At 40.5% G+C, this 14,414-nt stretch carries 13 protein-coding genes; 1 reads left to right on the top strand and 12 read right to left on the bottom strand.

Annotated features, from left to right (window positions below; all coding sequences use genetic code 11):
* Positions 1–52: 52 nt before the first annotated feature.
* The 9 genes from EOK74_RS13195 to sdhC form a co-directional block, all read right to left on the bottom strand.
* Positions 53–349, bottom strand: a complete 297-nt coding sequence (locus EOK74_RS13195; RefSeq protein ID WP_133470471.1) for a hypothetical protein — start codon at positions 347–349, stop codon at positions 53–55.
* A 490-nt stretch (positions 350–839) separates the two neighbouring features.
* Entirely contained in the window at positions 840–1,712 is an 873-nt protein-coding gene (gene sucD / locus EOK74_RS13190; protein ID WP_133470470.1) for a succinate--CoA ligase subunit alpha, read from the bottom strand.
* Entirely contained in the window at positions 1,712–2,878 is a 1,167-nt protein-coding gene (sucC, locus tag EOK74_RS13185) for an ADP-forming succinate--CoA ligase subunit beta (protein ID WP_133470469.1), read from the bottom strand. The genes sucD and sucC overlap by 1 nt, the downstream gene beginning before the upstream one ends.
* Before the next feature lie 126 nt (positions 2,879–3,004).
* Complete coding sequence (gene odhB, locus EOK74_RS13180) at positions 3,005–4,477, bottom strand: 2-oxoglutarate dehydrogenase complex dihydrolipoyllysine-residue succinyltransferase (RefSeq protein ID WP_133470468.1); 1,473 nt, start codon at positions 4,475–4,477, stop codon at positions 3,005–3,007.
* Between the two features lie 9 nt (positions 4,478–4,486).
* A complete protein-coding gene (locus EOK74_RS13175; protein ID WP_133470467.1) occupies positions 4,487–7,315 on the bottom strand; it encodes a 2-oxoglutarate dehydrogenase E1 component in 2,829 nt (942 codons plus the stop codon).
* 128 nt (positions 7,316–7,443) lie between these two features.
* The gene (locus tag EOK74_RS13170; protein ID WP_133470466.1) at positions 7,444–8,154 is read right to left on the bottom strand and encodes a succinate dehydrogenase iron-sulfur subunit; all 711 of its coding nucleotides are present in this window, start codon (positions 8,152–8,154) and stop codon (positions 7,444–7,446) included.
* An 11-nt stretch (positions 8,155–8,165) separates the two neighbouring features.
* A complete protein-coding gene (sdhA, locus tag EOK74_RS13165) occupies positions 8,166–9,935 on the bottom strand; it encodes a succinate dehydrogenase flavoprotein subunit (RefSeq protein WP_133470465.1) in 1,770 nt (589 codons plus the stop codon).
* Positions 9,936–10,283 carry a succinate dehydrogenase, hydrophobic membrane anchor protein gene (gene sdhD / locus EOK74_RS13160; protein ID WP_133470464.1) on the bottom strand — a complete coding sequence of 116 codons (348 nt, stop codon included), beginning with the start codon at positions 10,281–10,283 and terminating at the stop codon, positions 9,936–9,938.
* Positions 10,277–10,651: a succinate dehydrogenase, cytochrome b556 subunit gene (gene sdhC, locus EOK74_RS13155; protein ID WP_133470463.1), complete on the bottom strand. Its 375-nt coding sequence runs from the start codon at positions 10,649–10,651 to the stop codon at positions 10,277–10,279. Before sdhC ends, sdhD begins: the two co-directional genes overlap by 7 nt.
* A gap of 541 nt (positions 10,652–11,192) precedes the next feature.
* On the opposite strand from sdhC, the gene gltA reads away from it, so the two are divergent.
* On the top strand, positions 11,193–12,473 hold the full coding sequence (gene gltA / locus EOK74_RS13150; RefSeq protein WP_133470462.1) for a citrate synthase: 1,281 nt from the start codon (positions 11,193–11,195) through the stop codon (positions 12,471–12,473).
* 129 nt (positions 12,474–12,602) lie between these two features.
* Here gltA and rpsO read toward each other — a convergent pair whose 3' ends face one another.
* The 3 genes from rpsO to rbfA all read right to left on the bottom strand — a co-directional run bounded on the left by rpsO (position 12,603) and on the right by rbfA (position 14,377).
* Positions 12,603–12,872 carry a 30S ribosomal protein S15 gene (rpsO, locus tag EOK74_RS13145; protein ID WP_133470461.1) on the bottom strand — a complete coding sequence of 90 codons (270 nt, stop codon included), beginning with the start codon at positions 12,870–12,872 and terminating at the stop codon, positions 12,603–12,605.
* 116 nt (positions 12,873–12,988) lie between these two features.
* A complete protein-coding gene (truB, locus tag EOK74_RS13140) occupies positions 12,989–13,945 on the bottom strand; it encodes a tRNA pseudouridine(55) synthase TruB (protein ID WP_133470460.1) in 957 nt (318 codons plus the stop codon).
* Positions 13,946–13,948: 3 nt separating this feature from the next.
* Positions 13,949–14,377: a 30S ribosome-binding factor RbfA gene (gene rbfA / locus EOK74_RS13135; RefSeq protein WP_133470459.1), complete on the bottom strand. Its 429-nt coding sequence runs from the start codon at positions 14,375–14,377 to the stop codon at positions 13,949–13,951.
* Positions 14,378–14,414 lie beyond the last annotated feature (37 nt).

Raw genomic sequence — 14,414 nt, 5'->3', positions numbered from 1 at the left:
GTGGGGGCTGGAGGTTAGACACCTCCGGCTACCCGATTAGAAGTACTAATTTTCACCAGCCCTCCAAGTGAGAACCAACTTCCTCACCCCTTTCAGTTTCTGATTTAGCAAGATAGCCAAATCGATTATTTTCATCCCTTAAACTTAGCCTATGAAACAAAATGCATAGACCCAAATAAGCTAGCCAAAAGAAAATTAAGAAACCAACAAACAGTAGCGTTTTTTCAGTTAAATCTAAACCACCTCTAAAGAAGATGATCGGAATACCAATTAGTGCAACAAGCCAAGAAATATGTAGAAATGACTTTTTCGCCGCAACCTTAAATATGCTCATATTGTAATAAGACATCTCAGTTCCCTCTGGTACTTCTAACAATTTATTAGACGGCATTATGTCGTGTTTAAACACCCCATAATGTCGTTTATTATTCGGGCTATTTTATTAAAAAGCCCATACATGCTTATTTTATAACTGTTTTTTCCATATCAAGCAAAAGCTATATGTGGAAATACCCCAAAAAGTCCACAATTTGCTGTTATTGGACAAATTACAAAACACTGTCTATTAATACAGTTAAATTTATCACAATGACAACCTTATGAATAATTCTCCTTTTTACAACATATCATCGAAGTTATGCGTAAAGCGCTATGAGAAAGCCAATGATGGCGGAAGGTAGAATAACGCAGGGCGCAGTTATCGAGATAACTGTGAGCGAGGTAAATAAGTGACATAGCCATAAGTGAACAATAAGCCCAGCGCATAACAAAACTCAAAAAACAAAAAACCCGCTATTCAGCGGGCTTTTATATTTCTTAATCGTTAAGAGTTACGCAGATTACCAACCAGTAATTTCACGTAAACCTTTACCGATATCAGCAAGAGAACGTACAGTTTTAACACCTGCAGCTTCTAGTGCTTTGAACTTCTCATCAGCAGTACCTTTACCGCCAGCGATAATTGCGCCAGCATGGCCCATACGCTTACCTTCAGGTGCAGTAACACCGGCAATGTAAGACACAACAGGTTTAGTTACATTAGCTTTGATATATTCAGCTGCTTCTTCTTCAGCAGAGCCACCAATTTCACCAATCATAACGATTGCTTCTGTAGCCGGATCCTCTTGGAACAATTTCAAGATGTCGATGAAGTTAGAACCAGGGATAGGGTCACCACCTATACCTACACAAGTAGATTGGCCGAAACCTTCGTCTGTAGTTTGCTTAACAGCTTCGTACGTCAACGTACCAGAACGTGAAACGATACCGACTTTACCTGGCTTATGAATGTGGCCAGGCATGATACCGATTTTACATTCGCCAGGAGTAATAACACCTGGGCAGTTAGGACCGATCATGCGAACGCCTTTAACGTTCAAGTATTCTTTAACGAATAACATGTCGATAGTTGGGATACCTTCAGTGATACAGATGATCAATTCGATACCAGCGTCTGCTGCTTCAACAATTGAATCTTTACAGAAAGGTGCAGGTACATAGATTACAGATGCAGTAGCACCAGTCGTCTCAACCGCTTCACGTACTGTATTGAATACAGGCAAATCTAGGTGTGTTGTTCCGCCTTTACCAGGAGTTACACCACCAACCATTTTTGTACCATAAGCAATAGCTTGCTCAGAATGGAAAGTACCTTGACCACCAGTAAAACCTTGACAGATAACTTTGGTGTCTTTATTAATTAATACAGACATTATTTGCCCTCCGCGGCTTTAACAACTTGCTGTGCTGCGTCAGTTAGACTGCTAGCAGCTATGATGTCTAGGTCAGACTTAGCTAATACTTCACGACCTAATTCAGCGTTTGTTCCTTCAAGACGAACAACAACAGGAACTTTAACACCTACTTCTTTAACTGCACCGATAATACCTTCGGCGATCATGTCACAACGTACAATCCCACCAAAAATGTTAACTAATACTGCACTAACATTACTGTCAGAAAGAATGATTTTGAATGCTTCAGCAACACGCTCTTTAGTCGCACCGCCCCCAACATCAAGGAAGTTAGCAGGTTTGCCACCATGTAGGTTAACAATATCCATAGTACCCATAGCAAGACCGGCACCGTTAACCATACAACCAACGTTTCCGTCTAGAGCTACATAGTTAAGTTCCCATTTTGCAGCTTCCGCTTCACGGGCGTCATCTTGAGATGGATCGTGCATAGCTTTCACTTTAGGTTGACGGTAAGCAGCGTTACCATCGATAGCTACTTTAGCATCTAGACAGTGAATATCACCGTCATCTTTGATTACTAGAGGGTTGATTTCGATTAATGCGATATCTAGGTCAACGAACATTTTAGCTAGGCCTAAGAAAATCTTAGTGAATTGCTTAATTTGTACGCCTTTAAGGCCTAGTTGGAAAGCCATGTCACGAGCTTGATAAGGCTGAGCACCAACGATTGGATCAATTTCAGCTTTTAGAATTTTTTCTGGAGTCTCTTCAGCAACGGTTTCAATTTCAACACCGCCTTCAGTAGAAGCCATGAATACGATACGACGTGAAGTACGATCAACAACAGCACCTAAATAAAGTTCGTCAGCAATATCAGTACAAGATTCAACTAATATTTTGCTTACCGGTTGGCCATTTTCGTCAGTTTGAAAAGTGACTAGGTTTTTACCTAACCAGTTTTCAGCGAAGGCTTTAATCTCTTCTTTAGACTTAACTAGTTTAACACCGCCAGCTTTACCTCGGCCACCTGCGTGTACTTGGCATTTAACCACCCACTCACTTCCGCCAATTTTATCTGCCGCTGCTGCAGCTTCTTCTGGAGAATCTGTAGCGATCCCTTCAGACACTGGCAAGCCATATTCTTTGAATAATTGCTTGCCTTGATATTCATGCAAATTCATGGTTTTTTACCCGTTTTATTTAAGAAAAAAGCGGCTTGTTAGCTGCTTTATTTTTTTAATGCTATTACCAATATAATTAGCAATAGCGAGATGCAGGCAAGAACATGCCTTCCCTGCCTCGTTCAATTACACGTCTAACAATAAACGCGTTGGATCTTCTAACATTTCTTTAATAGTAACCAAGAAGCCAACCGATTCTTTACCATCGATGATTCTGTGATCATAAGAAAGTGCTAAATACATCATTGGCAAGATTTCTACTTTGCCATTTACCGCCATAGGTCTATCTTGGATTTTATGCATACCCAAAATAGCACTTTGTGGAAGATTTAGGATCGGTGTCGACATCAGTGAACCAAAAACACCACCATTTGTAATAGTAAAGTTACCGCCCTGCATGTCTGCAAGACTTAATTTACCATCACGTCCTTTAAGGGCTAGCTCTCGAATACCCCCTTCGATACCGGCCATGCCTAGGGCATCAGTATCTTTAAGTACTGGTGTCACTAAACCACGAGGAGTAGATACAGCAATAGAGATATCAAAATAATTGTGATAACAAATATCGTCGCCATCGATTGAAGCGTTAACTTCTGGGAAGCGCTTCAATGCTTCAGTTACAGCTTTAACATAAAAAGACATAAACCCTAAGCGAATACCGTGGCGCTTTTCAAACTGCTCTTGATACTGTTTACGTAAGTCCATGATTGGCTTCATGTTAACTTCGTTAAAAGTCGTTAGCATTGCTGTACTGTTTTTAGCTTCTAATAAACGCGTAGCAATTGTTTTACGTAAACGAGTCATTGGCACACGTTTGTCTGTTCTATTACCTAGCGCAACAGCAGGAGCTGCAGTTTCTGGGGCAGCTGGTTTAGCAGCAGGTGCTTGTAATGATTTCTCAACATCTTCTTTAGTGATGCGTCCGCCTTTACCTGTACCTTTAATGCTTGATGCATCGATACCTTTTTCAGTTAGCAAACGACGTACAGATGGACTAAGCGCATCATTGTCTTCTGATGTAGCTTCTGGAGCTTCGGCTACTGGCGCTGCAGCAGCACCAGCAACAAATTTGGCAATCACTTGCTCACCAGTTACGGTTTCACCTTCAGGGGATAAAATCTCACTTAGCGAGCCATCTGCCGGAGCAACAACTTCTAACACTACTTTATCTGTTTCTATATCAACTAGATTTTGATCTCGAGAAATCGCTTCACCTGGCTGAACATGCCATGTTGCTACTGTTGCATCTGCCACTGATTCTGGCAGAACAGGTACCTTAATATCCACTGACTCACCTTTATTACCGGATGGTTGACTTGATTCTGCACTTGCAACAGGCGCTGAAGCACTAGCAGTTGCTGAACCCTCTTCGAAATTTGCTATTGTTTGCTCGCCTAAAACGGTATCACCTTCAGTTTGGAAAATTTCTGAAATGACTCCGTCTGCTGGTGCGACTACTTCTAACACTACTTTATCTGTTTCAATATCAACTAAGTTTTGATCTCGGCTGACTTTATCACCTACCTTTACGTGCCAGGTCGCGATTGATGCATCTGCCACTGATTCAGGTAATACCGGTACTTTTATTTCAATTGTCATACTGGTTCCTTATTTAATTGTTAATGCATCATCAACCAAGTCTTTTTGCTGTTGGTTGTGAACTGAAATATATCCTACTGCAGGAGAAGCTGAGGCTTTTCTGCCAGCATAGGTCAATGTCGCACCTTTTGGCAGTGCTGCCCAAAAGTGATGTTGACTACAATACCAAGCACCTTGGTTTTGTGGCTCTTCTTGACACCAAACCCAATCTTTTGCTGTTTTGTATTTACTTACAATTTGCCCTATTTCCTCATGAGGGAAAGGGTAAAGCTGTTCGATACGTATGATAGCAATATCGTCTTGTTCGTTCTTACGACGTTGTTCTAATAAGTCGTAATACACTTTACCTGAACACATCACAACACGTTTGACTTTGCTTGGGCTAATATCATCTACTTCATCAATTACATTGTGGAAAACACCTTGTGCTAATTCATCAACTGAAGAAGTTGCTAATGGGTGACGTAACAATGATTTTGGTGACATAACAATCAAAGGGCGGCGCATAGGTCGTAAAGATTGACGACGCAACATGTTAAACACTTGAGCTGGCGTGGATGGCACACAAACTTGCCAGTTATGATCCGCACACATTTGTAAGAAACGTTCTAATCTGGCTGAGCTATGTTCTGGACCTTGCCCTTCATAACCGTGAGGTAATAACATCGTAAGACCACATAAACGCCCCCACTTGGCTTCACCAGAACTTAAGAACTGATCGATAACGACTTGAGCTCCGTTGGCAAAGTCACCAAACTGCGCTTCCCAAATAGTTAATGTACCGGGCTCTGCCGTAGCGTAACCAAACTCAAAAGCAAGCACTGCTGCTTCTGACAATACAGAATCATAGATTTCCATAGTACCTTGCTCGGGGTGCAAGTTTTGTAGTGGCATATAGTCACTGCCATCAGTTTGATTATGCAAAACTGCATGGCGATGGAAGAACGTACCTCGGCCAGAATCTTGACCTGTCATTCTAATATTTGCACCACCATCCACAATTGATGCATAGGCTAAGTTTTCAGCCATGCCCCAATCGTAAGCTTTGTCGCCGGCAACCATTGCCTTTCTGTCTTGATACAACTTAGCAACACGTGATTGTAATTTATGACCTTCAGGGAAGGTACATAGTTTATTGCCTAGCTCTATGATTTTTTCAGCACTGATTGCACCGTCAAACTTCACATCCCAATCGTGTCCAAGATATGGAGTCCAATCTACAGAGTGCTCTGTCATTGGACGCCACTCTTCTACAACACAAGCTCCATGATCTAAAGCAGCTCGGTACTCATTAATAAGCTTTTCAACTTCGTGAGCTTGTATACTGCCTTCAGCAATAAGCTGTTCTGCATAAATTTGACGAGGTACAGGGTGTTTTTTAATTTTCTGATACATCAAAGGCTGCGTCGCATTTGGCTCATCAGCTTCATTGTGACCATGTCGTCTGTAACAAACTAAATCAATAACTACGTCACGCTTGAACTGATTACGGTAATCAAGGGCTAGCTTAGTAACAAATAAAACCGCCTCTGGATCATCAGAGTTCACGTGGAAAATTGGCGCTTGGACCATTTTCGCAATATCAGTACAGTATTGTGTAGAGCGAGTATCTTCAGTCTTAGATGTGGTAAAGCCAACTTGATTATTAATGACAATACGTACTGTACCACCCACTTGAAAACCACGGGTTTGTGACATGTTGAAGGTTTCTTGAACTACACCCTGACCAGCAATAGCTGAATCACCATGAATGGTAATAGGTAAAACAACAGAACCATCAGTACAACCACGTCTATCCAATCTTGCTCTCACGGAACCGATAACAACTGGATTAACAATCTCTAGATGCGAAGGATTAAAAGAAAGCGCTAAATGTAAATTGCCACCTGGGGTAGCAAAATCAGAAGAATAACCAGCATGGTATTTTACGTCACCGGCTCCAAGACTATCGTCGTGTTTACCAGCGAACTCATCAAACAATACCGAAGGGTTTTTACCAAGTACATTCACTAGAGTATTAATACGGCCCCTATGTGCCATACCAATGACCACTTCTTTTGTGCCTTTGGTGCCAGCATGACTAATTAGCCCTTTAAGCATTGGAACCAACGCATCGCCACCTTCTAGGGAAAACCGTTTAGCTCCAGGGAATTTAGCGCCTAGGTATTTCTCCATACCATCAGCGGCCACTAGCCCCTTAAGAATGCTAACTTTTTCGTCTCTAGATATTTCAGGCTTGGCTTGAACAGACTCAATACGATCTTGTAACCAACGTTTTTGGTCAGTATCGGTAATATGCATATATTCAGTACCGATAGAGCCACAATATGTACGATTTAACGACTTAAATAATTCACCAAGGGGTAAGGTTTCTTTACCTATAGCGTAAGAGCCTACATTGAAATTAGTATCAAAGTCACTTTCGGAAAGGTTATGGTGGGATAATTCTAAATCACGAACTCTAGGTTGTTTCCATAGTTCGAGTGGATCAAGATTAGCATGTTGATGACCTCTGAAGCGATAAGCATTAATTAACTGCAATACTTTTACTTGTTTTTCATCACCACTACCAGATGCTTGTGTTGCAACTGCTCCGACCCCTGCTCTTGCTGACGGGCCTAATGCGGCTAATGCTCGAAATTGATCTCGTACTTGGCTGTGTTTGGTTTCAACAGCCACACCTTCAACTTCAGGTAATTTATCGAATACACTTCGCCATTCTTCAGAAACGCTTTGCGCATCTTCAAGATAGGCTTCGTACATATCTTCTACATAAGTAGCGTTGCCGCCAGACATGTGAGATGAATCCCACCATGCTTTCATCACGCTTTGCTGCATTGTCTTCCCTTGGTTTAATCAGACTTGCAAATTAAGTTGTGCAAGTGCACGCTTAACATTAATCGATGGGTTAACACCCGTTTTATAGAGTTAATAAGACCAATGCTAGTTGCATTGGCCAAAAGCCCCTATACTGCTCTTTTTAATAACATAGACTTGATATGACCAATTGCTTTGGTCGGATTCAAACCTTTAGGACATACACTGACACAGTTCATAATGCCGTGACATCTAAATACACTAAATGCGTCATCAAGGTCATTTAAGCGTTCTTCAGTCGCAGTATCTCTGCTGTCAGCTAAGAATCGGTATGCATGTAACAAACCTGCAGGTCCGATAAATTTATCTGGGTTCCACCAAAAAGATGGGCATGATGTAGAACAACAAGCACACAATATACACTCATAAAGCCCATCTAACTTTTCTCTCTCTTCTGGAGCTTGTAAAAACTCTCGAGCAGGAGGTTGGTTACCATCATTTATTAAGAATGGTTTAATTTTTTCATACTGAGTGTAAAACTGTGTCATATCCACAACTAAATCGCGAACAACAGGTAACCCTGGTAAAGGTCTCACTACAATTTTAGAGCTTTTAAGGGCTGATAAAGGTGTAATACATGCCAAACCATTTTTACCATTCATATTCACGCCATCAGAGCCACAAACTCCTTCACGACATGAACGACGAAATGACAGAGTTGCGTCCTGTTCTTTTAGTGCGATCAAAGCATCTAAAACCATCATATCTTGGCCTTCTTGGACCTCTAACTGATAGTCTTGCATGCGTGGCGCATTATCTACATCAGGATTGTAACGGTAAATAGAAAAATTCATTTGCATTGTCGTTACTCCTAGTACGTTCTTGCTTTAGGTGGGAAAGCTTCGCGTAATTTAGGTGACATATTCACCTCACGCTTAAGCATGGCATCGTTTTCTGGTAAGAACACTGAGTGGCATAACCAATTTTCATCATCGCGCTCTGGGAAATCGAAACGGCTATGTGCACCACGACTTTCAGTTCTAAAGTTAGCAGCAACTGCTGTACTGTATGCAGTCTCCATTAAGTTATCTAACTCTAGGCATTCTATACGTTGTGTATTGAAGTCATTACTCTTATCATCTAAACGAGCATGTTGAAGTCTATCGCGTATTTCACCAAGCTCCTTCAAGCCCGTTGCCATAGCATCACCTTCACGGAATACAGAGAAATTAAGCTGCATACACTGTTGTAGATCTTTCTTAATTTGAACTGGGTCTTCGCCCTTACCAACTTCTGAATTTTCCCAACGATTGAATCGAGTGAGCGCAGCATCAACATCATCGCTAGATGCTTCACGAGCTTCAATGCCGTCAATTGCAGAGCCAAGGTGTAAACCAGTAGCACGACCAAATACAACTAAATCTAATAGTGAGTTACCGCCTAAACGGTTTGCACCATGTACTGATACACAAGCAATTTCACCACAAGCAAATAACCCTTTGATTGGGCTTTCTTTGCCATTTGCATCGATACTCAGTGCTTGGCCATCAACGTTCGTTGGAATCCCCCCCATCATATAATGACAAGTAGGAATAACTGGAATAGGCTCTTTAACTGGATCAACGTGTGCAAAGGTACGAGACAACTCAAGTATGCCGGGTAGACGAGACTCAAGAACTTCTTTACCTAGATGATCAAGTTTTAACTTACAATGAGGACCAAGGGGACCATCAAAACCACGACCTTCACGAATTTCTGTCATCATTGAACGAGCAACAACGTCACGGCCAGCTAAGTCTTTAGCATTTGGAGCATAACGCTCCATGAAACGTTCGCCATCTTTATTTAATAAGTAACCACCTTCACCACGACAACCTTCAGTTACTAACGTACCTGCACCGGCTATACCTGTTGGGTGGAACTGCCACATTTCCATATCTTGCATGGGAACACCAGCGCGCAAGGCCATACCTACGCCATCACCAGTATTTATATGAGCATTAGTGGTAGAGGCATATATACGTCCTGCACCGCCAGTTGCTAAAACAACCGCTTTAGATTTAAAGTAAACCACTTCACCAGATTCAATATCAATAGCTGTACAACCAACAACGTCACCGTCTTGGTTTTTAACTAAATCAAGGGCATACCATTCACTAAATACTTTAGTTTTGTTTTTAACATTCTGTTGATACAACAAATGTAATAATGCGTGTCCAGTTCTATCAGCCGCAGCCGCAGTACGAGCACCTTGTTCACCACCAAATGCTTTTGATTGTCCACCGAAAGGGCGTTGATAAATTTTTCCATTTTCAAAACGCGAAAAAGGTAACCCCATGTTCTCCATTTCGATAATCGCTTCTGGGCCAGTTTTACACATGTATTCGATAGCGTCTTGGTCACCTATGTAATCAGAACCTTTTACAGTATCGTACATGTGCCATTCCCAGTTATCATCATGGGCGTTACCTAGGGCAACTGTAATACCACCTTGAGCTGAAACTGTATGTGAACGTGTTGGAAATACTTTTGATAACAATGCACAAGATTTTCCAGACTCTGATATTTGTAATGCCGCGCGCATTCCAGCACCACCGGCTCCAATAACAACTGCATCGTACTCATGAACAGGAATACTCATTTACACACCCCACAAAACAAATAAACCTACAGCTACATATACGAATGCAATTAGGTTAAGAATAAATTGGATAAACGCTCGTAAGCCTGGCGCTTTAACGTAATCAGTCAATACCTGCCACATACCTATACGTACGTGAAGCATAATTGACACTAACGCTGCAAAGGTGAATACCTTCATAGCTAGATTTGAAAATAAGTCTTTCCAAATTTCAAATGTTACTTCTGGCGTACATACAAAAAATCCGCCCATAAATATTGCAAACGCAACCATGATAATAGCAGTAGCTCGTATAGTTACGAAATCCTGCACGCCATTGCGTTTTAAACTTGCTTGACCAGTTACCATAATACAACTCCTATTACGACAGTAAGAATAATCCAAGCGGCAATGATAATTTTTGCACTTAAATCACCTGATTGAAGCTCTTCCCAATGTCCCAAATCCATAATCATATGCCTAACACCACCTAACACATGAAACAAAAGGGCAGAAATAGTTCCAATTGAAACGAATAATCCTAAGGGTCCACTCATCTGTTCTTGAACAAATGAAAACCCATCAGAAGATGATACAGATACGGCCCAAGCCCAGATCACAAACATCAGCGCAAAAAATAGTGCGACACCTGTAATACGATGGAGAATGGAAGTAATAGCTGCAGGAGGAAAACTAATAGTATTGAGTTGTAAATTAACTGGTCTTTGTTTTTTCACGTTTATCGCTCTTTTTACCCGGAGGTTGTTTAAACATTTTGCAATTGACATTTAGCATGCCGATTAACAGCTAAAAATGCCCACTACACATGTTAACTTTATGTAAATCAACCGTTAACAATAAGTGTGCAATTTGATTTTCAGCACGGAAAGCGAAGGAAGTATATCCAGCGACGACGGGAAATACAATTATTGTTCATTATTAAAGGGTTAACTATTTTAACAATACACATCTTTGAATTGCCTTATCTCTAGGTATGCATTAAATTAAGATAATAAAATAATCGTTATACATTTCTCTCATTTAGAATTCACAATAGTTATAATCAAGTGTTAACAGGTTCTAATATGGATGTTAACCAAGCTAAGCGAAAATCTTATTTGCTTTTAACATGCAAAAGAAGTGAATATTTGCTGTACGAAAACGCATAAAAATTGACATCAGGCCGTATTGTCAGTACAAATAGCGGCGATTTCACCCCCTACATTTAGCGTCAAAAGCTAATTTGGAACATAAAAACGATTCTGAGGAGAACATTGTATGGCAGATAACAAAGCCATTTTGAAAGTAGGTGATACAGAAGTAGAACTACCGATTTTATCTGGTACTGAAGGAAACGATGTCATTGATATCCGTACTTTGGGGGCCACCGGTTATTTCACTCACGATCCAGGCTTTATGGCCACGAGTTCTTGTGAATCATCAATTACCTTCATTGACGGTGCAAAAGGAATTTTGTTACACAGAGGCTACTCGATTGAAGATTTAGCTAGAGAAGCTGATTATATTGAAGTTTGTTATATGCTCCTTCATGACAAAACCCCTACCACTGAAGAATACAACGATTTCAAAAACACGATTACACGCCATACCCTAGTTCATGACCAAGTTAATAACTTATTCCGTGGGTTTAGACGCGATGCTCATCCTATGGCTATGTTGTGTGGAACAGTTGGCGCCATGTCATCTTTCTACCATGACGATTTAGATATCAGCGATCCTGAACAAAGACTGCGCAGTGGCCATCGTTTAATTGCGAAAATGCCTACGTTGGTAGCCATGTGTTACAAGTACAACATAGGTCAGCCCTTTGTTTATCCTAGAAATGATTTGAGCTACGCCGAAAACTTCCTAAACATGATGTTCTCTGTACCTGCTGAAGATTATAAAATTTCACCAGCTGTTGCTAAGGCAGTAGATAGAATCTTTATTTTACATGCAGATCACGAACAAAATGCTTCGACTTCTACCGTGCGTTTAGCTGGTTCATCAGGTGCTAACCCTTATGCATGTATTGCTGCTGGTGTTGCATCTTTATGGGGACCTGCTCACGGTGGGGCTAACGAAGCATGTTTAACTATGCTTGAAGAAATTGGCTCTGTTGATCGTATTCCTGAGTTTATTGCCCGTGCAAAAGACAAGGCTGACCCTTTCAGATTAATGGGCTTTGGTCATAGGGTTTATAAAAACTTTGATCCTAGAGCTACAGTAATGCGCGAAAGTTGCCACGAAGTATTACAAGAGCTAAATATCGATGATCCACTACTTAACGTAGCTATGGAACTAGAAAAAATTGCTCTTAGCGACCTCTACTTTGCTGAAAAGAAACTTTTCCCGAATGTTGATTTCTACTCAGGTATCATTTTGAAAGCTATTGGAATTCCTACTAACATGTTCACCTGCATTTTTGCACTTGCACGTACTGTTGGTTGGGTATCACATTGGCATGAAATGTTAAGCCAACCAGGTCAGAAAATCGGTCGTCCTCGCCAGTTATATACAGGTGAAGCAAAACGCCCATATAGTAAAATTGAAAAATAGATATAATTACTCATTAAAAAGCGACCTTAAGGTCGCTTTTTTTATGACTAAAAATAATAGTCGCCTATTTAATATTTTTGTAGACATAAAAAAAGACGCTTTTGCGTCTTTTTAAAAAATCTTTGTCAATTAACGACGTAGACCTAAACGTTTAATCAAATCTTGATAACGCTCTACATTTTTACCTTTAAGGTAATCAAGAAGTTTACGACGTTGACTAACCATACGTAAAAGTCCACGACGTGAGTGGTGATCTTTTTTATGGTCTGCAAAGTGGCCTTGAAGTTTGTTGATGTTATTAGTTAACAAAGCAACTTGAACTTCAGGTGAACCAGTGTCGCCTTCTTTAACGCCATATTCAGCAATGATTGCCGCAGTTTCTTGTGTACTTAGTGACATAATTTTCTCCAAAATATAAGAGTTTAAAGATACAGCTCGCCGATCACTAATTCAGCAAGCCAAAAAGAGCGCGTATTATAGCTATGCATCTAACAATAACAAGCGCTAATTATTAATTAATAAACGACTGAGCGTTTAGGGCCGACTTTTCCATCTTCATCAATAAAACCGACCCCTAAAAATAGCCCGCTTTGCTGGCTATACACTCTAACTAGAGTACTTTCAGCAAACTCTGACATGCCTATAAAATTCACTGGGTTACCATTTCTGAAAAAGCCTTCGCCGATTTCTTCTACTGCTACTTTAGATAATTCTTTTACAGCTGAGTCCATCGGTAGTAATAAATTATCTAACTCAACAAATGTTTCATTATCTAATAAATCAGCAGTTTCGTTATCTATTTTATCTCTGATCTCTTGTAGCGCTTCAATCGTCATCATTCTTTCTATCGGATAATCAGTTACTTGAGTACGATGTAATTTGCTAACAAAAGCACCGCAACCTAATACCTGCCCAATATCATCCACTAAAGACCGAATATAAGTACCTTTACTGCAATGTACTGTCATATCTACTTCATCAGCTTCAAAGCGTTCGATGATTAAACTAAAAATAGTTATATCTCTTGCTTCTCTGTCTATTTCGATACCTTGGCGAGCGTAAAAGTACAATGGTTTACCTTGATGCTTTAAAGCTGAAAACATAGAAGGAACTTGCTTGATTGGCCCCTTAAATTGTTTACATGCTGCATTTAACTGCTGCTCAGAAACGTCTACTGGTTTAGTTTCAACCACTTCCCCATCAGCGTCAGATGTGGTGGTTCTAACACCTAATTTTGCTGTCACTTTATAGGTTTTATCAGCATCTAATAGAAACTGAGAAAACTTTGTCGCTTCGCCTAAACATATAGGAAGCATACCTGTAGCAAGTGGGTCTAGAGCACCAGTATGCCCTGCTTTAGCGGCGTTAAACATGCGTTTTACTTGTTGTAACGCGTGATTAGATGATAACCCTAAGCCTTTATCTAAGAGGATGATGCCGTTAATTAAACGACCTTTTCGTTTTCTGGCCATCTATTAGCTATTCTCGTTACTATCTTCTTCGTTATCATCAAGTGAGCGACCAGCAATCTTTGCTCGTTCTGCATCTTTGTTTAAGGTATCACTCACTAAATTAGCAATACGTATACCTTCTGTTAAAGAGCCGTCTCTGACAAATTTAACTGCTGGGACGGCACGCATACGCATACGACTAGCTAATAGTTTACGAATGAAGCCTTTATTGTCTTCAAGGATCGCTAGGTACTCTTTAATTTGCTCTTCATCATTTTCAAAAAAAGTGACGAAGATTTTAGCGTGAGCTAAATCTCGCGAAACTTCAACACCTGATACTGTCACCATACCTAAGCGAGGGTCGCGGTTTTTGAATTCATTCTGTAATATGCTGGCGATTTCTTTATGAATTTGTTGCCCGACACGGTCGGTACGTGAAAACTCTCTTGCCATCTTGATTTCTCCTGACACATAACTTATGCATCTGTAT

The sequence above is a fragment of the Paraglaciecola marina genome, assembly GCF_004360155.1.
Taxonomy (GTDB): domain Bacteria; phylum Pseudomonadota; class Gammaproteobacteria; order Enterobacterales; family Alteromonadaceae; genus Paraglaciecola; species Paraglaciecola marina.
This window is presented reverse-complemented; position numbering and strand designations above follow the sequence as displayed.